The organism is Polynucleobacter sp. JS-Fieb-80-E5 (assembly GCF_018882015.1).
GTDB lineage: Bacteria > Pseudomonadota > Gammaproteobacteria > Burkholderiales > Burkholderiaceae > Polynucleobacter.
The window spans coordinates 100,227-126,844 of record NZ_JACVPH010000004.1 but is presented as its reverse complement, the minus strand read 5'-3'; the positions used below and the strand labels follow the sequence as shown (position 1 = coordinate 126,844).

Annotated in this window: 25 protein-coding genes and 1 pseudogene; 5 read left to right on the top strand and 21 right to left on the bottom strand. The window is 46.6% G+C overall.

What is annotated here, in order from left to right; all coding sequences use genetic code 11:
• Window positions 1-9 precede the first annotated feature (9 nt).
• The 4 genes from hisF to hisB are packed head-to-tail and all read right to left on the bottom strand — an operon-like array spanning window position 10 to window position 2,843.
• Window positions 10-768: an imidazole glycerol phosphate synthase subunit HisF gene (hisF, locus tag ICN44_RS07295; protein WP_215358862.1), complete on the bottom strand. Its 759-nt coding sequence runs from the start codon at window positions 766-768 to the stop codon at window positions 10-12.
• A complete protein-coding gene (gene hisA, locus ICN44_RS07290) occupies window positions 768-1,529 on the bottom strand; it encodes a 1-(5-phosphoribosyl)-5-[(5-phosphoribosylamino)methylideneamino]imidazole-4-carboxamide isomerase (protein ID WP_216263310.1) in 762 nt (253 codons plus the stop codon). The genes hisF and hisA overlap by 1 nt, the downstream gene beginning before the upstream one ends.
• A gap of 18 nt (window positions 1,530-1,547) precedes the next feature.
• Window positions 1,548-2,204: an imidazole glycerol phosphate synthase subunit HisH gene (hisH, locus tag ICN44_RS07285; RefSeq protein ID WP_216263309.1), complete on the bottom strand. Its 657-nt coding sequence runs from the start codon at window positions 2,202-2,204 to the stop codon at window positions 1,548-1,550.
• 51 nt (window positions 2,205-2,255) lie between these two features.
• On the bottom strand, window positions 2,256-2,843 hold the full coding sequence (gene hisB / locus ICN44_RS07280) for an imidazoleglycerol-phosphate dehydratase HisB (RefSeq protein WP_215321305.1): 588 nt from the start codon (window positions 2,841-2,843) through the stop codon (window positions 2,256-2,258).
• A 116-nt stretch (window positions 2,844-2,959) separates the two neighbouring features.
• Between hisB and hisC the strand changes: the two genes are divergently transcribed.
• Entirely contained in the window at window positions 2,960-4,027 is a 1,068-nt protein-coding gene (hisC, locus tag ICN44_RS07275; protein ID WP_216263308.1) for a histidinol-phosphate transaminase, read from the top strand.
• 35 nt (window positions 4,028-4,062) lie between these two features.
• On the opposite strand, the gene hisD is transcribed toward hisC, so the two are convergent.
• From hisD to ICN44_RS07195, 16 genes and pseudogenes are all read right to left on the bottom strand, one after another.
• Window positions 4,063-5,385, bottom strand: a complete 1,323-nt coding sequence (gene hisD / locus ICN44_RS07270) for a histidinol dehydrogenase (protein ID WP_216263307.1) — start codon at window positions 5,383-5,385, stop codon at window positions 4,063-4,065.
• A 27-nt stretch (window positions 5,386-5,412) separates the two neighbouring features.
• The gene (hisG, locus tag ICN44_RS07265) at window positions 5,413-6,039 is read right to left on the bottom strand and encodes an ATP phosphoribosyltransferase (protein ID WP_072582096.1); all 627 of its coding nucleotides are present in this window, start codon (window positions 6,037-6,039) and stop codon (window positions 5,413-5,415) included.
• A 20-nt stretch (window positions 6,040-6,059) separates the two neighbouring features.
• Window positions 6,060-7,334 (bottom strand): UDP-N-acetylglucosamine 1-carboxyvinyltransferase, encoded by a 1,275-nt coding sequence (murA, locus tag ICN44_RS07260; protein WP_216263306.1) that lies wholly within the window; start codon window positions 7,332-7,334, stop codon window positions 6,060-6,062.
• A 55-nt stretch (window positions 7,335-7,389) separates the two neighbouring features.
• A complete protein-coding gene (locus tag ICN44_RS07255; protein ID WP_215358855.1) occupies window positions 7,390-7,638 on the bottom strand; it encodes a BolA family protein in 249 nt (82 codons plus the stop codon).
• A 33-nt stretch (window positions 7,639-7,671) separates the two neighbouring features.
• Window positions 7,672-8,460: an ABC transporter permease gene (locus ICN44_RS07250; RefSeq protein WP_216263305.1), complete on the bottom strand. Its 789-nt coding sequence runs from the start codon at window positions 8,458-8,460 to the stop codon at window positions 7,672-7,674.
• A gap of 65 nt (window positions 8,461-8,525) precedes the next feature.
• Window positions 8,526-9,209: pseudogene (locus ICN44_RS07245) on the bottom strand (ABC transporter ATP-binding protein); the annotation flags it as partial.
• Window positions 9,210-9,214: 5 nt separating this feature from the next.
• On the bottom strand, window positions 9,215-9,448 hold the full coding sequence (locus tag ICN44_RS07240) for a lipid asymmetry maintenance protein MlaB (RefSeq protein WP_370624882.1): 234 nt from the start codon (window positions 9,446-9,448) through the stop codon (window positions 9,215-9,217).
• 42 nt (window positions 9,449-9,490) lie between these two features.
• On the bottom strand, window positions 9,491-10,132 hold the full coding sequence (locus ICN44_RS07235) for a phospholipid-binding protein MlaC (protein WP_216263303.1): 642 nt from the start codon (window positions 10,130-10,132) through the stop codon (window positions 9,491-9,493).
• Between the two features lie 69 nt (window positions 10,133-10,201).
• Window positions 10,202-10,954: a VacJ family lipoprotein gene (locus ICN44_RS07230; protein ID WP_255537482.1), complete on the bottom strand. Its 753-nt coding sequence runs from the start codon at window positions 10,952-10,954 to the stop codon at window positions 10,202-10,204.
• A complete protein-coding gene (mlaD, locus tag ICN44_RS07225; RefSeq protein ID WP_215321296.1) occupies window positions 10,951-11,433 on the bottom strand; it encodes an outer membrane lipid asymmetry maintenance protein MlaD in 483 nt (160 codons plus the stop codon). The genes ICN44_RS07230 and mlaD overlap by 4 nt, the downstream gene beginning before the upstream one ends.
• A 21-nt stretch (window positions 11,434-11,454) precedes the next feature.
• Window positions 11,455-12,243 carry a lipid asymmetry maintenance ABC transporter permease subunit MlaE gene (mlaE, locus tag ICN44_RS07220; protein ID WP_216263302.1) on the bottom strand — a complete coding sequence of 263 codons (789 nt, stop codon included), beginning with the start codon at window positions 12,241-12,243 and terminating at the stop codon, window positions 11,455-11,457.
• Window positions 12,240-13,094 carry an ABC transporter ATP-binding protein gene (locus ICN44_RS07215; protein WP_216263301.1) on the bottom strand — a complete coding sequence of 285 codons (855 nt, stop codon included), beginning with the start codon at window positions 13,092-13,094 and terminating at the stop codon, window positions 12,240-12,242. Before ICN44_RS07215 ends, mlaE begins: the two co-directional genes overlap by 4 nt.
• 10 nt (window positions 13,095-13,104) lie before the next feature.
• On the bottom strand, window positions 13,105-14,568 hold the full coding sequence (locus tag ICN44_RS07210) for a glutamate synthase subunit beta (RefSeq protein ID WP_216263300.1): 1,464 nt from the start codon (window positions 14,566-14,568) through the stop codon (window positions 13,105-13,107).
• Between the two features lie 47 nt (window positions 14,569-14,615).
• A complete protein-coding gene (locus tag ICN44_RS07205) occupies window positions 14,616-19,361 on the bottom strand; it encodes a glutamate synthase-related protein (protein WP_216263299.1) in 4,746 nt (1,581 codons plus the stop codon).
• Between the two features lie 194 nt (window positions 19,362-19,555).
• Complete coding sequence (locus tag ICN44_RS07200) at window positions 19,556-20,260, bottom strand: transposase (RefSeq protein ID WP_216263298.1); 705 nt, start codon at window positions 20,258-20,260, stop codon at window positions 19,556-19,558.
• A 12-nt stretch (window positions 20,261-20,272) separates the two neighbouring features.
• Window positions 20,273-22,609 carry a penicillin-binding protein 1A gene (locus tag ICN44_RS07195; RefSeq protein ID WP_216263297.1) on the bottom strand — a complete coding sequence of 779 codons (2,337 nt, stop codon included), beginning with the start codon at window positions 22,607-22,609 and terminating at the stop codon, window positions 20,273-20,275.
• A 105-nt stretch (window positions 22,610-22,714) separates the two neighbouring features.
• Between ICN44_RS07195 and ICN44_RS07190 the strand changes: the two genes are divergently transcribed.
• The 4 genes from ICN44_RS07190 to aroB are packed head-to-tail and all read left to right on the top strand — an operon-like array spanning window position 22,715 to window position 26,197.
• On the top strand, window positions 22,715-23,443 hold the full coding sequence (locus tag ICN44_RS07190; protein ID WP_216263296.1) for a hypothetical protein: 729 nt from the start codon (window positions 22,715-22,717) through the stop codon (window positions 23,441-23,443).
• On the top strand, window positions 23,440-24,561 hold the full coding sequence (locus tag ICN44_RS07185) for a secretin and TonB N-terminal domain-containing protein (RefSeq protein ID WP_255537480.1): 1,122 nt from the start codon (window positions 23,440-23,442) through the stop codon (window positions 24,559-24,561). Before ICN44_RS07190 ends, ICN44_RS07185 begins: the two co-directional genes overlap by 4 nt.
• A gap of 12 nt (window positions 24,562-24,573) precedes the next feature.
• On the top strand, window positions 24,574-25,098 hold the full coding sequence (locus tag ICN44_RS07180; RefSeq protein ID WP_215321288.1) for a shikimate kinase: 525 nt from the start codon (window positions 24,574-24,576) through the stop codon (window positions 25,096-25,098).
• Between the two features lie 16 nt (window positions 25,099-25,114).
• Complete coding sequence (aroB, locus tag ICN44_RS07175; protein WP_255537519.1) at window positions 25,115-26,197, top strand: 3-dehydroquinate synthase; 1,083 nt, start codon at window positions 25,115-25,117, stop codon at window positions 26,195-26,197.
• Here the strand turns inward: aroB and cyaY are convergent.
• Complete coding sequence (gene cyaY / locus ICN44_RS07170; protein ID WP_255537479.1) at window positions 26,194-26,616, bottom strand: iron donor protein CyaY; 423 nt, start codon at window positions 26,614-26,616, stop codon at window positions 26,194-26,196. The two genes, aroB and cyaY, sit on opposite strands and share 4 nt — an antisense overlap.
• Window positions 26,617-26,618: the final 2 nt, after the last annotated feature.

Genomic DNA, 26,618 nt, shown 5'->3' with positions numbered 1-26,618 from the left:
GAACCCTGCCTAAATCCGAACTGGAATTCCTTGGGCTGCCATATACTCTTTTGCCTGCCCAACGGTGTAATCACCATAGTGAAAAATACTAGCTGCCAATACTGCATCTGCATGGCCCTTAGTAATGCCATCGACCAAATGCTGCAAATTACCAACGCCGCCAGAGGCAATCACGGGAACAGAAACTGCATCACTGACTGCAGCAGTTAAAGCCAAATCAAAGCCATCTTTGCTGCCATCGCGGTTCATACTAGTTAAAAGAATCTCGCCTGCACCACGTTTAGCCACCTCAGTAGCCCATGTGACTACATCCATTCCAGTCGCAGTTCTACCGCCATGGGTAAACACCTCCCAATTGCCCGCTTCAGTTTGCTTGGCATCAATCGCCACCACAATGCATTGAGAGCCGTAATAGGCCGCAGCATCAGAAACTAAATCTGGATTGGCAACCGCGGAGGAGTTCATGCTCACTTTATCGGCGCCAGCATTGAGCAAGCGACGCACATCAGCCACTGCACGCACACCACCGCCAACAGTAAGCGGAATAAAAACCTGTGATGCGACATCTTCAATGATGTGCAAAATGAGATCGCGCCCATCAGAGGTCGCAGTAATGTCTAAAAATGTCAGCTCGTCGGCACCTTGGGTGTCGTAACGTTTAGCGATTTCTACAGGATCGCCTGCATCACGCAAGCCTACAAAGTTCACACCCTTAACTACGCGCCCTGCAGTGACATCCAAACAAGGAATAATTCGCTTCGTTAACACTAGATGAGTTTCTTTGCGTACTTGAGGGTTAACTCATCAGCATATTTTTGAGCGGCAGCAAGATCAAGGTCGCCAGCGTAGATTGAGCGTCCCGCAATCACGCCCATGACGCCCTCTTCCTCAGCTTTACAAAGTGCTTCAATATCTTGATTATTAGAGAGGCCGCCACTGGCAATTACCGGAATACGAATGGCTTGCGCCAGCTTGATTGTGGCTTCGATGTTGACGCCCTTGAGCATGCCATCCCGCCCAATATCAGTATAGATAATGGCCTCTACACCCCAATCTTCAAACTTCTTGGCAAGATCAATCACTTCATGACCGGTAATCTTGCTCCAACCATCAGTAGCCACTTTGCCATCACGTGCATCAAGACCAACCATCACATGACCAGGAAATGCTGTGCAAGCATCTTGTACAAAGCCGGGATTCTTCACGGCTGCTGTTCCAATGATGACAGTGCTAATACCGTCATCCAATAAACGTTCAATCGTTTCAAGATCACGAATACCACCGCCGAGCTGCACGGGGATTTCATTACCAACCGCTTTGAGGATCGATTTAATCGCAGACTCATTTTTGAGCTTGCCAGCAAATGCGCCATTGAGATCTACTAAATGTAAGCGTCGAGCACCCTTGCTAATCCAATGCGCCGCCATTGCGCCAGGGTCTTCTGAAAATACCGTGGCTTTATCCATATCACCTTGTTCGAGTCGAACACAGTGGCCGTCTTTAAGATCAATTGCGGGAATCAGCAGCATAGCGAATGGTTAGGAATATTAAGGTTGCCAAGAAACAAAATTTTGATAAAGCTTTAAACCGTATTCTGCACTTTTTTCTGGATGGAATTGAGTTGCAAAAATATTATCTCGCGCCACCGCAGAAGTAAACCAATCGCCATATTCGGTAGAGCCAGCCGTATCTTCATTACGCTGCGGCACAACATAGTAGCTATGCACAAAATAAAAGCTGGTTAAATCTGGAATCCCATCCCAAAGTGGGTGTTTTCGGTCTTGGCGCACTTGGTTCCAGCCCATATGAGGGACTTTATAAGAGGATCCATCTGGCTGCTTTTTACCAACTAGCTCAAAACGACGCACTTCCCCAGGAATCAAACCTAAGCAAGGCGTCCATTGCTCGGTAGCACGTACCTCTGCACTTCTATCAAAGAGCATTTGTTCTCCGACACAGACCCCTAAAAGCGGCTTACTTTTAGAAGCCTGCAGTAAGGCATCCAATAATCCGGATTCTTGTAAATGCTTCATGCAATCTGGCATAGCGCCTTGACCAGGCAAAACGACGCGATCTGCAGAATGGATCTCTTCAGGCTGATGAGCAATCAATACATTGTCATCAGGTGCAACATGATGAAATGCTTGATATACAGAACGCAGATTACCCATTCCATAGTCGACGATCGCAATGGTTTGCGCCAAAATTTACCTGTTGTCTACTGTTGTCTTCTGAGCAACCGTGGGGAGTCTAGATTACAGACTACCTTTAGTTGAAGGAATGGCGCCTGAAGCACGTGGATCAACCGCCAAGGCCATACGCAAAGCGCGACCAAAAGCCTTGAACACAGTTTCAATTTGGTGATGCGCATTAATGCCACGCAAATTATCGATGTGCAAAGTGACACCAGCGTGGTTCACAAAACCACGGAAGAACTCAATGCTGAGATCTACATCAAAGTCGCCGACGCGTGCACGGGTAAATGGAACATTAAATTCCAAACCTGGACGGCCAGAGAAATCGATCACAACACGAGAAAGGGTCTCATCAAGGGGCACATAGGAATGGCCATAGCGAGTAATACCCGCTTTATCGCCCACCGCTTTGGCAAAAGCCTGGCCTAGCGTGATTCCCACGTCCTCAACAGTATGGTGGTCATCAATATGGGTATCGCCATTAGCAACCACTTTGAGGTCAATCATGCCGTGACGGGCAATCTGATCGAGCATGTGGTCTAGAAAAGGAACCCCGGAGGCTAGCTCAGCCTTACCGGTTCCATCTAGATTGATGGAAATCTGAATTTTGGTTTCCGAAGTGTTTCGGGTGACGTCGGCTTGCCGCATGCTTCATTGCGCCGCGAGGCGAAGTGTTGATTGAAGCCTCATAATATCATTCCTAGAAGAGATTTAAATACCGATATCACTGCACTTTTATCCCGATTTTTGACCTGAGAACCCTCATGAGCCGTTTTTGGAGCCCTGTTGTTCAAACCCTAACCCCTTATGTTCCAGGGGAGCAACCGCAAATGCAGCGGCTGGTAAAACTCAATACCAACGAGAGTCCCTATGGCCCATCGCCCAAAGCGCTTGCTGCTATTGAAATTCAAAATACTGCGGATTTACGCCTTTATCCTGATCCAGAAGGCACAGCCTTAAAACAAGCCATCGCTAAATTACACGGCTTAGATGTAAAACAGGTCTTTGTAGGCAATGGTTCTGATGAAGTGTTGGCTCACGTCTTTGCTGGTTTACTCAAGCAAAGTAAGCCGGTGCATTTTCCAGACATCACCTATAGCTTCTATCCCGTGTACTGTAAGCTTTTTGGGATTGATGCCCAAATAGTTCCCTTGGGCGAAAATTTTGAAATAAAAACTGCTGACTACCAATCCCCTAACGGCGGAATTATTTTCCCAAACCCCAATGCCCCAACCGGTAGATCAATTCCCCGCTCAGAAATTGAAGCGCTGCTCTTGCGCAACAAAAATTCAGTAGTGGTTATTGATGAAGCCTACGTAGATTACGGAACTGAATCTTGCATCCCGCTATTGCGTGGTGCCAACTGTCCAGAAAACTTGTTAGTAGTTCACACACTCTCTAAATCACGTGCTCTAGCTGGTTTGCGCGTCGGCTTTGCTGTTGGCCATCCAGCCTTGATTGAGGGCTTGGAACGAGTCAAGAATAGTTTTAACTCCTATCCCTTAGGACGTCTTGCTCAGGCTGGTGCGATTGCAGCCATTGAAGATCAAGCGCATTTGGAAGCAAGCTCAGCTAAGGTGATTCAAACTCGCACAAAGTTAATTGAGCAACTCGATGCATTGGGATTTGCAACCCTGCCTTCGACTGCAAACTTTATTTTCACTCGCCATCGGAAGCATGCTGGAGCTAAGTTATATCAAGCCCTACGGGATCGCGGCATTATCGTACGTCACTTTAAATCACCACGCATAGAAGAGTTCTTGCGCATTACGATTGGCACAGACGAACAAAGCAATGAACTTGTTGATGCTTTAAAAGAAATTCTGAGTTAGGTATTTTATGAAGTGAGCGCAGGCTTATTGCGCGCTTACTTCTTCAAGCGCATTTCAGCTGCACGTGCATGGGCTTGTAAGCCCTCACCGTGAGCTAGCGTACTTGCAACAGCACCCAAGGTCTGAGCTCCAGCTTCACTGACTTCAATCATGCTCGAGCGCTTGATAAAGTCATACACACCCAATGGTGAAGAGAAGCGCGCCGTGCGTGCAGTCGGCAAGACGTGATTAGGGCCAGCGCAGTAATCACCCAATGATTCACTGGTGTAGTTGCCCATAAAGATAGCGCCCGCATGACGAATTTGGTCCGCCCACTTGCGTGGATCGACAGCACAAATCTCCAAGTGCTCAGCAGCAATCGCATTAGCAATCTCACAGGCCTCAGACATATCTTTTACCTGAATTAACAAGGCGCGATTTGTGAGTGAAGCTTCAATCACTTTTGCTCTTGGCATTTCTGGGAGAAGCTTATTGATGCTTGCTTGCACTTGCTCAATATATTGAGCATCTGGACACAGCAGAATCGATTGTGCCTGCTCATCATGCTCGGCTTGGGAGAACAAATCCATTGCAACCCATTCGGGGTTAGTAGATCCGTCACAAAGCACTAAAATTTCAGAGGGGCCCGCAATCATATCGATACCAACAGTGCCAAATACTCTGCGCTTGGCTGCCGCTACATAGGCATTGCCAGGTCCAACAATCTTATCAACCGAAGGAATGGTTTTAGTGCCGTAGGCTAAAGCGCCAACTGCTTGAGCGCCACCGATCGTAAAGACGCGATCTACACCAGCAAGATAAGCTGCCGCCAAAACTAAAGGATTGCGCGCACCCTCAGGGGTAGGCACCACCATAATTACCTCGGCAACACCCGCCACCTTTGCGGGAATAGCATTCATCAGAACGGATGATGGATAAGCTGCTTTGCCGCCTGGCACATAAATACCAACACGATCTAATGGGGTTACTTTTTGACCGAGACGTGTTCCATCTTTCTCTTCGTACTCCCAAGAGTGGCAACCCGCTTCAATCTTTTGCTTCTCGTGATAAGCGCGCACTCTTTGAGCAGCAATATCAAGGGCATTTTTTTGCTCTTCTGATAAAGAGTTGTAAGCCTGCTCTAAATCTTTACGAGGAATCTCTAAATCAGAAACGCTGGCCACATTCAAGCGATCAAACTGTTTTGTAAAGCCTAGAACCGCTTCATCACCCCTGTCTTTAACGGCTGCCAAAATCTTCACTACTGCAGCATCTATCGCCTCATCATCCGCAGACGGCAAGGACAAGCTCGACAACAGAATTTCTCTGAAGCCTACATCCTTGCTATTGAGGAGTTTTACGTTAATGTTTGAAGGCATGGGGAAAGACTTCTCTTCTGGCTACTATTACTTCAGTAGCTCAAAAATAGGCTGTAGCTGAGCTCGCTTGCGCTTGTATGAAGCTTGATTGACGACTAGACGCGCGCTGATATCGGCAATTGGTTCTACTTCCACCAAGCCGTTTGCTTTGAGCGTATTGCCAGTAGACACTAAATCCACAATTGCATCTGCCAAGCCGACTAACGGTGCAAGCTCCATCGAACCGTATAGTTGAATCGTGTCGATATGCACACCTTTATTGGCAAAGTGTTCACGCGCGCAATTGACGTACTTTGTTGCTACTTTTAAGCGGGAGCCTTGCTTTACAGCAGCGGCGTAATCAAAACCTTCGCGGACCGCGACAGACATGCGGCACTTGGCAATATCTAAGTCGTAAGGAACGTACAAACCATCGCTCCCTTTTTCCATCAATACATCCAATCCAGCAACACCAAAATCAGCACCGCCAAATTGCACATAAGTAGGCACATCTGAGGCACGAACAATAATGAGACGAACATCTGGATTAGAAGTCTCAATAATGAGTTTGCGTGACTTCTCAGGATCTTCCAGCGGCACTATGCCAACCTTGGACAAGATCTCTGCAGTTTCTTCGAAGATGCGCCCTTTGGAGAGGGCTAAAGTCAATTTCATGGACTAATTATCCATCAGCCTTACTTCACGCGCTCAATATTGGCGCCTAAGAGGGTTAACTTCTGCTCCATGCGGTCATAGCCACGATCTAAGTGGTAAATCCGGTCTACCTGGGTTTCGCCCTGGGCAGCTAATCCAGCAATCACCAAACTAGCTGAGGCCCGCAAATCGGTTGCCATCACAATCGCACCGGAGAGCTTCTCTACTCCCTGCGCAATGGCAGTATTACCTTCAATAGCGATGTCCGCACCCAAACGATTGAGCTCTTGTACGTGCATAAAGCGGTTTTCAAAAATCGTTTCTGTAATGGTTGAGCTACCCGATGCGATTGCATTGACCGTCATCAGTTGTGCTTGCATGTCTGTCGGGAAAGCGGGGTATTCAGAAGTGCGGAAATTGACTGCCTTGGGGCGACCTTGCATCGAGGCCCTGATCCAGTCGGGACCAATCTCCATTTGCAAACCCGCTTCTTTTAACTTCACAATCACAGCATCTAAAGTATCGGGACGGCAATGCTTAACGGTGATCTCACCACCAGTGGCAGCAACCGCACATAAGAATGTGCCCGCTTCAATGCGATCCGGAATAACCGAATGCTCAGCACCATGAAGTTTTTCTACTCCCTCAATCACCAGACGATCAGTCCCAATTCCAGAAATCTTCGCACCCATCTTGACCAACAATTCAGCCAAGTCACCAACCTCAGGCTCGCGTGCAGCATTTTCTAAGATGGTTGTACCCGACGCCAAAGTGGCAGCCATCAATAAATTCTCAGTACCGGTTACGGTAATCATGTCAGTCAAGATGGAGGCGCCCTTTAGGCGATCTGACTGTGGCTTAGTTTCAGCCTGAATGTAGCCACTCTTGATTTTGATGCTGGCGCCCATCGCCTTCAAACCTTTGATGTGCTGATCCACTGGTCGTGCACCAATTGCGCAACCACCCGGCAAAGAAACCTTAGCGCTATGCATTCTGGCCAAAAGCGGGCCAAGCACCAAGATGGAGGCGCGCATGGTCTTCACCATCTCATAAGTAGCTTCCGAGCTTTTAATGATCGCTGCATTCAACACCATGTGACTACGATCACCAGCACTTGGGAAGTCAACCGTTACACCAATTTCTTGTAGAAGCTTGAGCATGGTACGCACGTCTTGCAAATCAGGAACATTACGCAATACAACTGGTTGATCAGTCAACAGACAAGCGCACAGAATGGGCAATGCGGCATTTTTAGCGCCAGCAATGACTACCTCTCCATTGAGAGGAGTGCCGCCAACCATTCGTAATTTATCCATGAAACGATTCCAGTAAATACTTAGTAATTAATGTGTAGGGGGTGATGCTGCGTTTTTATGCTGCTGAATTTTGTGCAAATTCTTCAGGAGTAAATGCTTTAATGGATAAGGCATGCACTTCAGCCTTCATACGATCACCCATTGCACCGTATACCAATTGGTGGCGTTGCACCAAACGCTTACCCTCAAACTCAGGACTCACGATAGTCGCAAAAAAGTGCTGGCCATCACCTTCAACCTGAATGTGGGTGCAGGCTAGCCCTTGCTTGATGTAGCCTTCAATCTGTTCTGGGGTGGGTAGCATTTCTTTTCCTAATCAAACTCGGGTTTTCAACAATTAATAACGGAGCTTATAGCCCTTTTGCAGCAGTCGCAGGGCAATGACTGAGACCACTACAAAAAAGCAGAACACAATCACTAAGCTACTCCAAGGGGAGTTATCTGAAACCCCAAAAAAGCCGTAACGGAAGCCATCAATCATGTAAAAGAACGGATTGAAGTGCGATACCACTTGCCACGCTGGCGGTAAGGAGTGAATAGAGTAAAACACGCCTGACAACATCGTTGCGGGCATGATGATGAAGTTCTGAAAGGCGGCTAACTGGTCATATTTATCAGCCCAGATACCGGCTATCAAGCCTAGACTGCCCAAAATTGCTGCGCCCAAGAAAGCAAACGCCAAAATCCACAATGGATACTCCAAGGTGGGCGTTGCGAACCAAATGGTAATTAATAGAACACCCAGTCCCACAACAATTCCCCGAAATACTGCAGCCAAAATATAAGCAGAGTAAAACTCGAAATGGCTTAGGGGGGCCAACAAAACAAACACTAAGTTACCGGTGACCTTAGATTGGATCAAGGAGGACGATGTATTTGCAAAAGCATTTTGCAAGACACTCATCATCACAAGCCCAGGAATTAAGAAGGCCGTGTAAGTTAAACGTCCGTAGACTTCTCTACCCTCAAGGACATGGCCAAAGATCATCAGGTAGAGCACTGCTGTAAGCACCGGCGCAGCCACCGTCTGGAAAGCCACTTTATAAAAGCGCTTTACCTCTTTAAACAATAGAGTAGGAAAACCGCTGCCGTACTCTAGTGCAGGTCGATTGAGGCCGTGTTTCATTGCGCACTCCCCGACATGATGTTGACGAAGACCTCTTCTAAGTCAGTTTTACCTTCACCATCTTTTTTGACAGATCCATAACGACTTAATAAATTAGCAGTGGTATCCAGTGCCACAATCTTGCCTTGTTTGAGCATGGCAATGCGCTGACACAAAGCCTCCGCTTCTTCAAGGTAATGGGTAGTGAGAACAATCGTATGACCATCTTGATTCAAGCGACTAATAAATTGCCATAAGGATTGACGTAACTCAACATCCACTCCAGCAGTCGGTTCATCCAAAATAATGACAGGCGGCCTATGAACTAAAGCCTGTGCGACAAGCACTCGACGCTTCATTCCGCCAGACAAGGAGCGCATATTGCTATCCGCTTTGGAGGTGAGATCAAGATTAGCCATAATCTCATCAATCCACGCATCGTTATTTTTAATCCCGAAATAACCGGATTGAAAACGTAAGGTCTCACGCACAGTAAAGAAGGGATCAAAGACCAGCTCTTGAGGAACCACACCCAGCATTCGGCGTGCCTCACGAAACCCCTTCTGAACGTCCGCGCCCATGATGGCCGCATGACCTTGGCTAGGTCTCACAAGGCCAGCCAATATAGAAATCAAGGTAGTTTTGCCAGCACCATTCGGACCCAACAAACCAAAAAACTCCCCCGGCGCAATGCTCAATGAAACATCATCTAAAGCCTGAAGCGCTCCGTATTGCTTGGATATATTTTGGATGGAAATTGCAGGATGCATCACCATTACAAACCTAGCAATGCAGCAACACCATAAACACCTGCCAAAACCTTGAGCTTTGCTGGTGCATGCTCTACTGAAATGGATTGTCCATCAGTCATTAGCTTTTTTTGCCATGCTAATAAAACGGTGAGTACGGTGGAGTCAAAATCTTTTAATTCGGAGCAATCAATCGAGCGTAAATTTGGACTATTTAACAAGCCTTCTTTTTGCAACTGCAATGCATTTTCTTGCGTCACTTTTTTTGGCAAAAGAAAGGGCATGGTCTCTGTACTTAACAATTAATTAGCTGGTTTAGCGCTAGCCAACTGCTTATTACGATCTTGCAAGAATTTCACAAGGCCTTCAATGCCGTTTTGACTGATTTGGTTAGAGAACTGATTGCGGTAAGCCTCAACCAACCAAACGCCCATGATGTTCATGTCGTACACCTTCCAACCATTGGCCGTTTTCTCAAGGCGGTAATCTAAAGGTACCGGGTCGCCACGTCCAAGCACTACGGTTTTCACAACTACCTCTTTGTCATCTGGTGCGGCACGTAGGGCTTTGAATTGCACAGTTTGATCGCGGAGCTGGCTCAAAGCGCCTGAGTAAGTGCGAATAAGCAAATTCTTAAATTCGGAAGTCAATTGAGCCTGCTGCTCAGGAGTTGCCTTTTTCCAGTTAGGACCCATCGCCATTTCTGTAGTGCGACGCATATCGGTATACGGAACAATTTTCTTCTCAACCAAATCTACGATCTTGGGGATATTGCCCTTTTGTATGTCGGGATCAGCCTTTACCGTTGCCATCACCTCAGTAACCACCATCTTAATGAGGGCGTCCGGGGGTGTTGATTGATCAGGAGTTTGTGCAAAAACAGTACTGGCCGAAAACATCAAGCCCGCAAAAATGAAACTGGAGATTGTTTTAAAGCTTTTCATATTCCCGTCCACTGTCTTTATCTAAATTGAGACTGATTTTAGTCGCTTCATACTGCATTACTGGATTGCTTATTGGTATGGATTCTCATAAACCGGCATCTGAGGCTCTTCGTCATCCCTACCCTCATTGATTTGATAAGCGCGCCTCTGAATATACGCATCACGCATAAAGCTGTACTTATCAATTGCAGCGCCATCCAACAAATCACCGGCCTCGTAATAGGTATTACGTGCGTTCACTACGCGCAAACCAGTAATACTATTTCGCAGACCAATATCCTTCACAAAGCTAAATAGATAGTCTGACTCTAAATCCGCCACCGTACCAAAAGTATCACGTACATTGCTTGGGCCAAAGAAAGGCAAGACCACATACGGCCCAGAGGGCACACCCCAAACTCCTAAAGTTTGACCCCAGTCTTCCTTATGCTTTTCTAGTCCACCAGGGGTTGCTAGATCGATAAATCCACCCAAGCCCATTGTTGTGTTAACTACCACCCGCATGAAGTCATTAAAGGCGTAGTCTGGCTTACCCTGCAACAAGTTAAACAAGGCAGTGTAAATGTCGTTGTAGTTACTAAAGAAGTTATATATTCCGTCGCGCACAAATTCAGGCAATACAAAGCGATAACCTGCAACTACCGGCTTAAGAAGATAAGCATCTAAGCCTTCATTAAATTCAAAAACTGAGCGATTGAAGGGTTCCCAAGGATCCTGAGGGGAGCGCTCTACGCCAGCAGGAATAGATGCGCAGCCAATGAATGAGGCAATCAAACCCAGCAAGATTGTCATTTTGACTTTGCGCATAAAGAGCAACATCATTTTGCAGCGCCCTTTTCTTGGCCGCTATCTGCTGCTTTGTTGTAAAGGAACTGGCTAATCAAATTTTCCAAAACAATGGCTGATTGTGTCTGCGCAATCTTTTCGCCATTGGTCAACATATCATCTGACCCGCCCGCCTCAAGACCAATATATTGCTCGCCCAACAAACCGGATGTCAAAATCTTGGCTGAAGAATCCTTCGGAAACTTGTATGAATCTTCAATGGTCATCACCACCGTTGCTTGATAAGTTTTGTCATCGAAGGAAATATTGGCAATTCTGCCAACCACCACACCAGCACTTTTCACTGGTGCGCGAGGCTTGAGGCCACCGATATTGTCAAAGCGTGCAGAAATTTTGTATGTTGGCGCAAATGACACTGCATTCATATTGCCAACCTTCAGTGCAAGAAATAGAGCTGCCAGTAAACCAATGGCAACAAAAATTCCTACCCAGACATCAATTGCACTTTTTCTCATAAGAGCCCCAGTTTATTCTTTCTAATTTGAGAACATCATTGCGGTTAGCAAGAAATCTAATGCCAAAACCGATAAAGAAGAAATCACTACCGTACGAGTAGTGGCTTGCGAAACACCTTCAGGTGTGGGCTTTGATTCATAACCCTGATAGAGGGCAATAAAAGTAGCTGCCACACCAAACACCATGCTTTTAATTAAGCCATTACCAATATCCGAAAACAGATCAACTCCGCCCTGCATCTGCGACCAAAACGCGCCTGAGTCGACCCCAATCAAAGGCACGCCAACCAGGTAGCCTCCCAGAACGCCAACTGCTGTAAAAATAGTTGCCAAGATTGGCATGGAAATAATGCCGGCCCAAAGTCGTGGCGCAATCACGCGACCTAAGGGATCAACCGCCATCATTTCCATGGCAGTTAATTGCTCGCCAGCCTTCATGAGGCCAATCTCCGCAGTTAAGGAAGTGCCAGCCCTACCGGCAAACAATAAAGCGGTAATGACAGGACCCAACTCACGAGTTAAAGAGAGGGCAACCAATAGCCCAAGCGCTTGCTCTGAACCATAACGATTTAAGGTGTAGTAGCCCTGCAAACCTAAAACGAATCCAACAAATAACCCTGAGACTGCAATAATCACAAAAGAATGATTGCCAACAAACAAAATTTGATCAATCACTAAACGAGGTCTTTTGAGTAAGAAACCAGAGCGTGCGATCACCGCCGCAAACATGCGAGCAGCCAAACCCAGACTACTTAAATTGCAACGTACAAAAAATCCAAGATCACCAAACAGGCTCAGAAGTGTTGTCATGAGGCACTCACTCCAAAATCTTCTTCCAAGCTTTTTCCTGGGTAATGAAAGGGTACAGGGCCATCTGGCGCTGCATCTAAAAATTGTCTAACAAAGGGATCGGTTGAACGACTCAATTCCTCGGGAGTTCCTTCTGCGCCAATGCGGCCATTCGCAATGAAATATACGTAATCAGCGATGGCAAAAGTCTCTTCAACATCGTGCGTAACCAATAAACTCGTTGCTCCCAGGGCATTATTCAGATCACGAATGAGGCGCGCTGTAATGCCAAGAGAAATAGGATCCAGACCAGCAAATGGCTCGTCATACATGATGAGGGGTGGATCTAAAGCAATTGCTCTAGCGAGGGCAACACGCCTTGCCATGCCACCAGAAATTTGTGAGGGCATTAAGTCTCTTGCTCCGCGCAAACCCACTGCATTCAATTTCATGAGCACTAAGGAGTGCAATAGTTCTTCACTGAGATCTGTATGTTCGCGCAGAGGAAAGGCAACGTTTTCAAAAACACTCAGGTCAGTGAACAATGCTCCGAACTGAAAAAGCATTCCCATGCGACGACGGGCGGCCATCAACTCAACACCATTCATCTTGCCAATGTCTTGACCTTCAAATAGCACTTGGCCTGATTGAGCATTAAATTGCCCGCCGATCAAACGTAGGATAGTAGTCTTGCCACATCCGGAGCTACCCATCACAGCCACTACCTGGCCACGTCGAAACTCCATATTGAGCCCCGACAAAATCTGACGCTCACCAGGAGCATAGGAAAAGTTGACGTCTTTAATAGAGACGACAACTTCTCCTGCAGCTTGCTTGCTTACATCCAAAGAGTTTGGCTGGTCACTGTTCATATCCCCGATATTATCGGGGTAAAACAGATGACCCCATTAAATACTGGTCTACTGCTTGGGCGCATTGACGACCCTCACGAATTGCCCAAACTACCAAAGACTGTCCGCGACGCATGTCACCAGCAGCAAATACCTTAGGAACGTTGGTTTGATAGGCATTTTGACCATCTACAGTTGCTTTTGCATTGCCACGGGCATCTTTCTCAACGCCAAACGCATTCAATACCTGTTGAACTGGAGATACAAAACCCATGGCCAAGAGTACTAAATCTGCCTTAATTTCGAATTCTGAGTTTGGTACTTCTGCCATCTTGCCGTCTTTCCACTCCAGACGAACACCAATCAGCTTCTCAACTTTGCCGTTTTTACCTTCAAAACGCTTAGTTCCAACAGACCAGTCGCGATCACAGCCTTCTTCATGAGAAGAGGAGGTGCGCAACTTAGTAGGCCAATATGGCCATACCAAAGGCTTGTTCTCTAACTCTGGAGGCTGCGGGAGCAATTCAAACTGAGTAATCTTGGTTGCGCCGTGACGATTTGAAGTGCCAACGCAATCTGAACCTGTGTCACCACCGCCAATAACAACTACATGTTTATCAGTTGCACGAATTTCATTTTTGAAATCGCCAGCATTTTCTTTGTTTTGCGGAATCAGGAATTCCAAAGCATAGTGCACGCCAGCCAACTCACGACCTGGAACCGGTAAATCACGTGGCTGCTCTGCACCACCAGTGATCACTACCGCATCAAAGTCCTTCATCAGCTGCTCGGGAGAAACTGTCTTAGTGGAGTAATTTTTTACTTCGGCACCAATCGCCTCTTTACCAACGAAAACACCAGTCTCAAATTTGACGCCTTCAGCCTGCATCTGCTCTACGCGACGATCAATCAACCATTTTTCCATTTTGAAATCAGGAATACCGTAACGCAGTAAGCCACCAACACGATCATTCTTTTCAAATACAGTGACGTCATGACCAACGCGAGCCAATTGCTGTGCAGCCGCCATACCCGCTGGGCCACCACCAACTACTGCTATCTTCTTACCTGTCTTGGTCTTAGGTGGCTGAGGCTTAACCCAACCACTTTCCCAGCCTTTATCAATAATGGCGTGCTCAATAGACTTGATACCGACTGCAGTGCTATTGATCCCTAAAGTACAAGCAGCTTCGCAAGGTGCTGGGCAAATACGACCAGTAAATTCTGGGAAGTTATTGGTTGACTGTAAAACATCTAATGCATTCTTCCAGTCATTCTGAAATACCAAGTCATTGAAGTCAGGAATGATGTTATTCACTGGGCAGCCGTTATTACAAAATGGGATGCCGCAATCCATACAACGTGCGCCTTGAATCTTCGCCTCTTCATCGGTTAATGCCGCCACAAACTCTTTGTAATGATGGAGGCGTTTAACCGGTGCTTCGTACGTCTCACCGACGCGCTCAAACTCCATAAATCCAGTGACCTTACCCATATCGAATCCTTAGTATCTTTTCTTAATATCTTTATTAATTAAGTGGCTTATGCCGTAACAGTTTTGTTCTGAGCTTTTTCCCACAATTCACCAAGAGCACGCTTGTACTCAGTAGGGAGAACTTTCACAAAACGACCACGAGCATTTTCCCAATCAGCCAAGAGCGCTTTAGCACGCTCAGAGCCAGTGTGACGGAAATGACGCTCAATCAAGCCCTTCAAAATTTGCTCATCAGTCAAGCGCTCGCCACCATCTTTTACATCGATAGGAGCATGCCATTCGGACTTCGGCATCTTGGCAATTTGCTCAGCAGAAGGCAGCACTTTTTCTAGTGTTGCCATGCTGGTGTTACAACGCTTATCGAACAAGCCATCCTCGTCGTAAACATAAGCAATGCCGCCGCTCATGCCTGCAGCAAAGTTACGGCCTGTCGCGCCTAATACAACCACTGTTCCACCAGTCATGTACTCACAACCATGGTCGCCAGTACCCTCAACAACCGTTGTAGCGCCAGAGTTACGAACTGCGAAACGCTCCCCAGCTACGCCATTAAAGAAGGATTCGCCAGCAATTGCCCCATAAAGAACGGTATTGCCAACGATGATGTTCTTAGCGGTATCGCCACGGAACTCATGAGGAGCACGAACAATCACACGTCCACCAGACAAACCTTTACCAACATAGTCATTACCGTCGCCAACTAAGTCTAATGTGATTCCCCGTGACAAGAAGGCTGCAAAGCTTTGACCAGCCGTGCCATTTAATTGAATGTGTATCGTGTCATCCGGCAAGCCTGCGTGACCATAACGCTGGGCAACTTCTCCAGAGAGCATTGCGCCTACAGTACGGTTCACGTTCTTCACCGGAACAATGAAGGAAACCTTCTCGCCACGCTCTAATGCAGGCTCACTCTTCTCGATCAAGATGTTATCAAGTGCACTAGCTAGGCCGTGATCTTGAGTTAATACTTGGTAACGTGGAACTTCGCTTGCTACTTGTGGTTCAGCAAATATCTTGCTGAAATCTAAACCGTGCACTTTCCAGTTTTCAATGCCTTTACGGGTATCTAACAAATCAACACGACCAATTAAGTCGTCAAACTTGCGAATGCCGAGTTGTGCCATGATCTCGCGAGCTTCTTCAGCGATAAAGAAAAAGAAGTTCACCACATGCTCAGGCTTGCCGGAGAATTTTTTACGCAGTTCAGGATCTTGAGTTGCAACACCAACTGGGCAGGTATTCAAATGACATTTACGCATCATGATGCAACCCTCAACTACCAATGGAGCTGTTGCAAAACCAAACTCGTCTGCGCCTAACAAAGCGCCAATCACTACGTCACGGCCTGTTTTCATCTGACCATCAGCCTGAACACGAATACGGCTGCGCAAACCATTGAGAACCAATGTTTGCTGTGTTTCAGCCAAGCCGAGTTCCCATGGGGAGCCGGCGTGCTTGATTGAAGACAGTGGAGATGCACCAGTACCGCCATCATGACCAGCGATCACAACGTGGTCTGCCTTAGCTTTTGCCACACCAGCAGCAATAGTTCCAACGCCCACTTCAGATACCAACTTCACAGAAACGTCAGCCTTTGGATTAACGTTCTTCAAGTCATGAATCAGTTGAGCAATATCCTCAATCGAATAAATATCATGATGCGGAGGGGGAGAAATCAAACCTACACCCGGCACAGAGAAACGCAACTTACCAATGTAATCGGATACTTTTCCACCAGGCAACTGACCACCTTCCCCAGGCTTAGCGCCTTGGGCCATTTTGATCTGAATCTGATCGGCAGAACGTAAATACTCTGTAGTCACGCCAAAACGACCAGAAGCAACCTGCTTAATTTTGGAGCGCAATGAGTCGCCATCCAATAATGGAATATTGGCCTCAACCACATCGCTACCCAAGATGCTGGCTAAAGTCTCGCCCTTCTTGATTGGGATGCCTTTGAGTTCATTCACATAACGATTTGGATCTTCGCCACCCTCACCAGTATTGGACTTACCGCCGATACGGTTCATAGCAATGGCCAAAGTAGCGTGTGCTTCTGTAGAGATAGAACCCAAGGACATCGCGCCCGTTGCAAAACGTTTAACGATTTCTTTTGCAGATTCCACTTCATCCAATGGAATCGCTTTTGCTGGATCGAGCTTGAATTCAAACAAACCACGCAAAGTCATTTGACGCTTGGTTTGATCATTGATGATGTTGGCGTACTCTTTATAAGTCTGATAGCCCTTCTCAGCACCAATGCGTGTGGAGTGCTGTAACTTCGCAATCGTGTCTGGAGTCCACATATGATTCTCACCACGAATACGGAAAGCATATTCACCACCAGCATCAAGCATATTGGTTAAAACTGGATCGTTACCAAATGCAGCTGTGTGCATACGTAAAGCTTCTTCAGCCACCTCAAATACGCCGATACCGCCGACGTTTGATGGAGTACCTTTGAAGTACTGATCAATGATGTCGTGATTTAAACCAATCGCTTCAAAAATCTGTGAGCCGGTATAGGACATGTAAGTGGAGATGCCCATTTTGGACATGACCTTTTGTAGACCCTTACCGACTGCTTTTACAAAGTTCTTCACAGCTTTTTCTGCAGATAAGTCTCCAGACAATCCTTTAGCCATTTCAGCTAAAGTTTCCATGGCGAGGTATGGATGAATGGCTTCTGCACCATAACCAGCCAAGAGTGCAAAGTGATGAGTCTCACGTGCGCTGCCAGTTTCAACCACTAAGCCAACGCTGGTACGCAAACCTTTTTGCACCAAATGCTGATGAATAGCAGAAGTTGCCAGCAAAGCCGGAATGGCGACATGCTTCTCATCAACTTGACGATCGCTCACGATCAAAATGTTGTAGCCAGAACGTACGGCATCTGCAGCCTCAGCACACAAAGATGCCAAGCGAGCCTCAATGCCAGCTTTGCCCCATGACGCTGGATAGCAAATATCCAATTCGTAAGAGCGGAACTTGCCGTTAGTGTAGTGACCAATGTGACGAATCTTGGTGATGTCATCAAAATCCAAAATTGGCTGACTCACTTCTAGACGCATTGGAGGGTTGATGTTATTGGTATCTAATAAATTAGGCTTAGGCCCAATGAAAGAAACTAAGGACATCACCATATTCTCGCGAATCGAGTCGATTGGAGGATTGGTCACCTGCGCAAATAATTGCTTAAAGTAGTTATAGAGAGGCTTGTCCTTATTAGAAAGAACAGCCAATGGGCTGTCATTACCCATTGAACCAATAGCCTCTTCACCATTCATGGCCATTGGAGCCATCAAGAATTTGATGTCTTCTTGCGTATAACCAAATGCCTGTTGACGGTCTAATAATTTAGCTGCTGGACGAATAGTCGTTTTCTCATCAATTAAGTCTGCCTTGCTAGCATCAACCTCATCAAGCTTCACACGAACTGCATCGATCCAACTCTTATATGGCTTAGCTTTAGATACCGCATCCTTTAATTCAATGTCATCAATGATGCGACCTTGCTCCATGTCGATCATGAACATCTTGCCTGGCTGCAAACGCCATTTTTGAACGATCTTGCTCTCAGGAATTGGCAATACACCAGCTTCAGAACCCATGATGACCAAATCATCATCAGTTACGTAATAACGTGCTGGACGCAAACCGTTGCGGTCCAAGGTTGCGCCAATTTGACGACCATCAGTAAATGCCATCGCCGCAGGTCCATCCCATGGCTCCATCATGGCTGCGTGGTATTCGTAGAAAGCACGGCGATTGTCATCCATCAATGCGTGCTGTTCCCATGCCTCAGGAATCATCATCATCATGGCTTGAGCTAATGGGTAGCCAGACATCACCAGCAACTCTAGACAGTTATCAAAACACGCAGTGTCTGACTGACCTGGATAAATTAATGGCCAGAGTTTTTGTAGGTCATCACCAAGCACTGGGGAGCTAATCGCACCCTCGCGTGCATTGACCCAATTGACGTTACCCTTAACAGTGTTGATCTCACCATTGTGCGCAATCATGCGATACGGATGCGCCAATTCCCACGCAGGGAAAGTGTTGGTGGAGAAACGCTGATGCACCAAAGCAAGCGCGGATACAGTGCGCTTGTCTTGCAAGTCTTGGTAATAAGCGCCCACTTGATTGGCTAACAGCAAACCCTTGTAAACAATGGTTCTAGCGGACATTGATGCAACGAAATATTCTTTACCGTGCTTTAAATGCAAATCTTGAATTGCATGACTTGCTGTTTTGCGAATCACATACAACTTACGCTCTAGCGCATCCGTTGTCATGATGTCGCGGCCACGGCCAATAAAAATTTGACGGATAAATGGCTCTGTCATTTGTACTGTTGGAGACATCGGCAATTTCACATCTACTGGAACATCTCTCCAACCTAAAACAACTTGGCCCTCTAAGCGCACAGTGCGCTCTAATTCCTGTTCGCATGCCAAACGGGAAGCATGCTCTTTCGGCAAGAAAATCATGCCAACGCCATACTCACCTAATGGTGGCAAAGTCACGCCTTGCTTAGCCATTTCTTCGCGATACAAAGTATCTGGGATCTGAATCAAGATACCAGCGCCATCGCCCATTAACGGATCAGCACCAACTGCTCCCCGGTGATCTAAATTCTCAAGGATCTGTAAACCCTGAGAAACGATCTCATGAGATTTCTTACCTTTGATATGTGCAACGAATCCTACGCCGCAAGCGTCATGCTCATTACTAGGGTCATATAAACCCTGAGCGATAGGGCGAAGATCTGTATTTAATTTTGTAGTCATAGTATTTCCGAGGGGCGACAAAGGCCTAATTACTTTTGGAGGATCCAATATAGGTGAATACCCATACCGATGCAATAGAAATAAAATGAGTCTGTCCCATTTATTTTGATGTCGCACCAATATGAATTCTATATATGGGGACAGAGTCGTAATTCTCAATACCCTATTTGGGGTATAGGGAAACTATTAATTACCTAAGTGCTTGAATTTAATATATTAAATTTTCTAGGACGCCCACGGTGGCGAATTAATGCAAGCTCCGGAGCATCTTTAAAGAGCTTTTTGGCATAAATATCACTGACCCAAGGCTTGGATCGCAATAGAGATTCTGTGATTTGGCGGTCTTCCCAGTGGGGCGCGCCCTCTTTTACAAAGTTCGACCAGCTCATCTGCCTCTCAAAAGGGGTATTACCCAACCTCCAAAAATGCTGATGATCTACCAACCAAGGCTCCGCATTGCCACCAATGTGGGTTGCAAAACTAGTCCATGTAGAGCTTTGGGGATGAGATTCATAACCAGATCTCACCGGATTGAGCTCTATATAACGCTGGCAGCGTAAAAAATAATCTGGGTCAATCAAAGACGAGCGATAGCGCCCCTCCCAAATAGTTCCAGAGCGGCGGTGCTGTTGATTGAAGTATTGGGCATAACGGCGGCCTAGAGACTGCATTGTTTTCGCAAGCGAATCTTCACTTTGGGGAGTCATAAGTAAATGCACATGGTTGGGCATTAAAGCAAACGCATGTACAGCACAACCAAACTGCCTAGCAGCTTCACGCAGCCACTCTAGATAAGTGCGACGATCTTCATCGGCAAAGAAAATAGTTTCACGATTATTGCCGCGGACCATCACATGCATTGCTTGGCCTGGTATTACTGTGCGAGCTTGCCGTGCCATGTTGAAAACGAACTATTGCAGTTCGCGCACACCGCCGTTAGTAGAGAAGTCCGGGATAAACCAGTCGCCATCAACTTGCGTTACGCCGCTTGGCACTTCGCGGGAGATCTGAGGGCTATCTTTTAACGCAGTCGCCATATAAGAAATCCACATTGGCAAAGCAAGTCCGCCACCAGTCTCTCGATCGCCCAAACTCGCAGGCTTATCAAAGCCAATCCATGCAATCGCAACTACTTTAGGGTTATAGCCAGCAAACCAGGCATCGTGCGAATCGTTCGTTGTGCCTGTTTTACCTGCAATGTCGCTGCGTCCCAACTTACCACGCGCTGAGGCTGCGGTACCCGTCTTGGTTACTTCTTGCAGCATGCTGTCCATCACAAATGCAGTGCGTGCATCCAGTACACGAGGCGCATCTTCGCCCGCATGCGTAGGCTTTGCTTCGAACATGACGGCGCCTTTAGAGTCCACCATCTTGTCAATCAAGAATGGATCTACACGATAACCACCATTGGCAAACACACTATAAGCAGAGGCCATCTGCAACGGGGTTACAGAACCCGCGCCCAAAGCCATTGTTAAGTAAGGGGGATGCTTTTCTGGTTCAAAGCCAAAACGCTGAATATATTCCTGCGCATAAGAGGGGCCAATAGCACGGATAATGCGAACCGATACTAAGTTCTTTGATTTTGCCAAGGCATTGCGCAAGCGCATCATGCCGTCGTATTTACCATCGTAGTTTTTTGGCTCCCAGGCCTGACTACCAGTCTCCATGCTGCCAATGGATAAAGGTGCATCGTTCACCATCGTACTTGGGGTAAAGCCTTTTTCAATTGCAGCAGCATAGATAAATGGTTTGAATGAGGAACCAGGCTGACGCAAAGCTTGCGTCACGTGATTGAATTGATTACGACGGAAATCAAAGCCGCCTACTAAAGACAGAATTGCACCTGTCTCTGCATTCATGGAGACAAAAGCAGCTTCAACTTGCGGAAGTTGAGCCAACTTCCAAACTCCCCCATCAGATAACAAACGCACTATAGCGCCTGGGCGTAAGCGTTTTTTGGGCTGAGCACTATCAGTAATAGAGGCAGCCGCCAACTTCATGCCTTCACCTTTAATAGTGATGGTGTCTCCGGTTGAAATCATGACTTGCATTTCTTTTGGCTTTACATCAAGCACAATGCCAGACTGCAAATCATCTAACTGTGGATAAGCAAGCAATGCCTCATCAATCGCGCGCTGGCGTTTCACAGAGTCTTCAGGAAGATCGATAAAACCCTCTGGTCCACGATAAGCATGCCGTAAATCGTATTCAAAAATTCCACGTCGGACTGCTTTATAAGCAGCATCTTGATCGGCCTTCAAGATAGTCGTGTAGACGTCGATCCCCTGAGAATAGATTGCCTCACCATACTGCGTGAAGAGTAATTGACGAACCATTTCAGCGGGGAAGTCAGCACGAACTGCAAACTCATTACCTAGGCCGCGAATATGTAATTCTTCAATCATCGCTTTTTGGTATTCCTCTGGCGTGATGTAACCCAGATCACGCATGCGCTGAAGAATGTACTCTTGACGAATCTTGGCGCGGCGGAAATTGCTCACTGGGTTATAGGCTGATGGCGCCTTTGGCAGGCCAGCCAACATCGCTGATTCTGCAATTGTGATGTCCTTGAGCTCTTTTCCAAAATAAATTTGTGCGGCACTAGAGAATCCAAATGCTCTTTGACCTAAGAAAATCTGGTTCATATAGATTTCCAAGATTTTGTCTTTGGTTAATTGAGACTCAATCTCCCAGGCCAGGAGAACCTCATAAATTTTTCGGCTAAAGGTTTTTTCATTGCTGAGAAAGAAGTTGCGAGCCACCTGCATGGTGATAGTGGACGCACCTTGCGAAAGGTGTCCGCGTAAATTGGTTACTGCTGCCCGCAAAATTCCAACATAGTCGACGCCACCGTGAGAATAGAAGCGGTCATCCTCAATTGCTAATACGGCGTTGCGCATACTCATCGGTATTTCGTTTAAAGGAATGACCTTGCGGCGCTCCTCGCCAAACTCACCAATCAACACTTTGTCTGCTGTGTAAATACGCAGAGGAGTCTTGGGGTTGTAATCCGTTAAAGCAGAGATCTTCGGAAGATTGGGTTTTGCGACCAAGAACGCATAACCCATCAATAGCGTGATTACCAAAGCAAAGACTACGCTGATGATCAGTAAAGCCTTTACGAGTGGATTACTAGAAGTCTTGCGCTGCAAGCCAGGCTCAACTCGTGAATTCCGAGGGCGTCTATCGGATGGACGAATGGGACGCTGATTCAGCGGCGGCTTGTCTTTTGGAGGTAAGGCCATATGTTCAAATTATAGGGTGCTTAGACAATTCCCCTAAAACCTCCAAAATCCTTGTATCGCTTGTAGATAAGATCTGATTTCTGACGGTGGGTTCAATCTAGGCTGATGGATTTTCAGCACCCAAAACAGAAGAATATGGGCATGCCCGCACGCCATATTTCCAGCCAATCTTTTGATGAAATTCTGAGTGATCTTGGCGATGATCCAGCCATCCCCGACCCCCATGGAATCCGTAAACCACCTCCCCAACAAAGCACGCCGTCTAGAGCTCCAAACCAAGGCAGAAACAATCTCTTCCCGGAGCCTTTAAGTCCTATTCAGATCAGAAATTCGCTCCAAGGAATTGCACTTCCAATCGCCTTGATTGGCGTCTTGTTGGCAGCAGCTATTGTATTTTTTGTAGCCTACACCTCGCTGAATAAGCAATCCCAAGATGCTTTGGAGGCATCCCAACAACAGATCTCTGAATTGAAAAAGGAGATGCTATTAATGCGTGATCAAATTAATCAAGATCAGGATGAGCTATATCTAGCAATTGATGAAATAGAAGTAAGTATTCACTCTTTAAAGGAAAGAAAGGCAGAAACAAGAGCTCCCAACAGGCCGCAAGCTCCAACCCATGAGTCGGAGCTACGCCGCTGGCGCTACCTTGGAACATCCCAAATGGGCAATACCCAGCAAGCCTATTTTCATACAGGGAAAAGCCATCTTGCCTTTGAGAAGGGGGCGCAGGTTTTAGGGGAATGGCGCCTAAGTTCTATCGAAAAATCACTAGTGACCCTAATGCATCCCCAAGGCAAATCTGTGGTTCTGAAGGCTTCAAAAAGCGAATGAAGCTCAGTCTAAATAACCCCCAGAAATACTTCAAACTGATAACCTCTTGGTTAGCTGTATTGATGCTTTTATCGAGCAATACCGCAATGGGTAATACGCCTTCACAAAATCATTTCCTGATCCCTATTAGCCTGCAATTTACTGATATTGAATTAACTGAACTTTTAGAAACTATGGCGAAATTGGGTAATACCAATTTTTTATTAAGTGAATCCATTAAGGGGAGGGTCTCTATAGACCTTAGAAATACCCCCTGGCAAACAGCCCTTCACTCCATTCTGGCGAGCCGCGGCTTAAGACTGGTGCGCAACGGAGAAATCTATTGGATTGGACCCCATGCAGAAATCCAAGCCTTTCAGAAATTCCGACGTGAAGACGCCGCCCTTCCTTTTGGTGGAGACCACATTAATAGTCCAAGGCAAATCCTCATAGAAGCCCGAATAGTTGAGGCTGATGAACGCTTTGCTCGTGAGCTAGGGGTCAAGCTGGGATATCAAGCTAATGGTGTCGGAGATAAAACAGATCAAAAATTGATTGGCAGCATGGATCTGGGTGGCGCTGGTTTGAGTGGTTTTAATCCAGCAACCATGGCGGCAACCTTAGTCTCCAGAAATGGAAGCCGCATTTTGCAGGCAGAACTTTCTGCGCTTGAGTCTGAAGGTCAGGGAAAGATTCTTTCAAACCCACGCATCATGACTGGCGACCAAGTGAAGGCAACCATTGAGCAAGGCACAGAACTACCCTATCAAACCTCGAATCAAAATGGCAGCAAGTTGCAATTTAGAAAGGCAAACCTTCGCCTAGAGGTTTTGCCAAAAATCCATCCAGACGGAAAGATATCAATGCTAGTGGGCATTAATAAGGACACGGTAGGTATGAAAACAGAACAGGGATATGCCATTGACACCAAAAGCCTGAGCTCAGAGGTCACCGTTGAAAACGGCGGGACAGCCATCATTGGTGGTATTTTCCAAACTACCGAACGGGAAGACGAAGTCAAAATCCCGCTCTTGGGCGATATACCCCTCATTGGTCATTTTTTTCGCCACAAATCCAAATTACAAGATAAAACCGAGCTACTTGTCTTTTTAACTCCGACCGTTCTCGACAAACCCTAATAGAATCGGAGGGTGAACTCCTCGACAAACAATATCTTTCTAATCGGTCTCATGGGCGCTGGGAAGTCGACCGTCGGTAAAGTCTTGGCAAAAAAATTAGGTCGTCGCTTTCTAGATGCCGACCATGTCATTGAAGAGCGCTGTGGCGTAAAAATTCCGGTCATTTTTGAAATGGAAGGCGAAGAAGGGTTTCGCAAAAGAGAAGCGCAAGCCATCCGTGAAATCACTGCCGAGCAAGATATTATTTTGGCAACCGGCGGTGGCGCTGTTCTCTCACCAGAAAATCGACAGGCATTAAGTGAAGGTGGCACCGTGATTTATCTTCACGCAAACCCAATTGAACTTTGGCATCGTACCAAAGGTGGGGAGGGTCGCCCCTTACTAAAAAATGGGGATGCCAAAAAGATTTTAGAAAACTTATATGCCGTTCGCGATCCTCTGTATCGTGAAATCGCTGACCATGTGATTGAGACTGGTAAGCCCAGCGTTAATCAACTAGTCAACACCTTAATCATGCAGCTTGAACTTTCCGCTTAAATACATTGGCACTATGATGAAAACACTTAAAGTTGATCTTGGCAATCGCAGTTACCCAATTTATATTGGCAAAGATCTGATTGATCAAGCAAGCTTATTTAAGGCCTGTGAAAAAGCAAGCTCTATTTACATCGTAAGTAACACTACGGTTGCTCCTCTCTATGCCGAGCGCCTGACTAAAACGCTCAGCACTTTTGGGAAGCCTGTTAGAACAATTGTTCTACCTGATGGCGAGTCATATAAAGACTGGAAAAATCTGCAGTTGATTTTTGATGACCTTTTAAAGTTTGGTGCTGATCGCCACACCATGTTGGTTGCCCTAGGTGGTGGCGTTATTGGCGATATGACTGGATTTGCGGCAGCCAGCTTTATGCGTGGAATCCGCTTTATCCAAGTTCCCACTACCTTGCTTGCACAGGTAGATTCTTCCGTTGGCGGTAAAACTGGCATCAACCATCCGCTAGGTAAAAATATGATTGGCGCCTTTAATCAGCCGGCCGCTGTGATTGCCGATCTAAATACCTTAAAGACTCTACCTCCGAGAGAGCTGTCTGCTGGTCTTGCTGAAGTTGTAAAGCATGGTGCTATTGCAGATGCCCAATTCTTAGACTGGATTGAATCCAATGCTACGCCGCTGCTAGCCTGCGATACAGGAGCAATGGGCCACGCGGTCTTACGCTCTTGTGAAATTAAATCTGCCGTGGTTTCTGCAGATGAAAGGGAGGGCGGTATCCGTGCCACCCTCAATTTTGGTCATACCTTTGGTCACGCAATTGAAGCGGGCATGGGCTACGGGGAATGGTTACATGGTGAAGCTGTTGGATGCGGCATGGTGATGGGAGCAGATCTATCGCGTCGACTCAATTACATTAGCGACGCTGATGTTCAGCGCCTCACCAAAATCATCCAATCTATGAATTTACCTATTACACCGCCAAAGTTTGGTGCGGGGCGCTATATGGAGCTCATGCAAGTTGATAAAAAAACTGAGGGTGGGCAGATCCGTTACGTTGTTTTAGAAAAAATTGGTAAAGCCCAGATTAAAAGCGTAGATGATGCCCAAGTGATTGAAACTTTAAGCGCTACTGGCGCAGCTTAAATCAAACTCATTTTGACTGCTTGACCAGCCTGAGCGCTCGCAAACTCAGTCAAGTCGCTTAATAGTTCTTTCCCTGTTTTGGTATCGAGCCACAAGGGTTGTGCCAACGTGCCAGCCCAGCGGTAGTGATATCCGCCTGATTTGGCAGCGACCCAAATCTCATGCAAAGGTGGTTGGGTATTGATCACGATGACACTTTTATCCTTAAAACGAATATTGATCACGTTCCCGCCTTGGCGTTCAATATCCAGGTCGAGGTCTAAGGCTTCGTCCGCAGTCTCCAATGCCACTTCTATGGAATGCAATAAATTACTTCCCAGCTGGTAAAACTGCTTGTCATCGATGGTTTCTACGCCTGGATTATTTGGATTCATACCGGAGTCCTGCATGCTATATTCAATCATTCGTTTTAGAGACATTC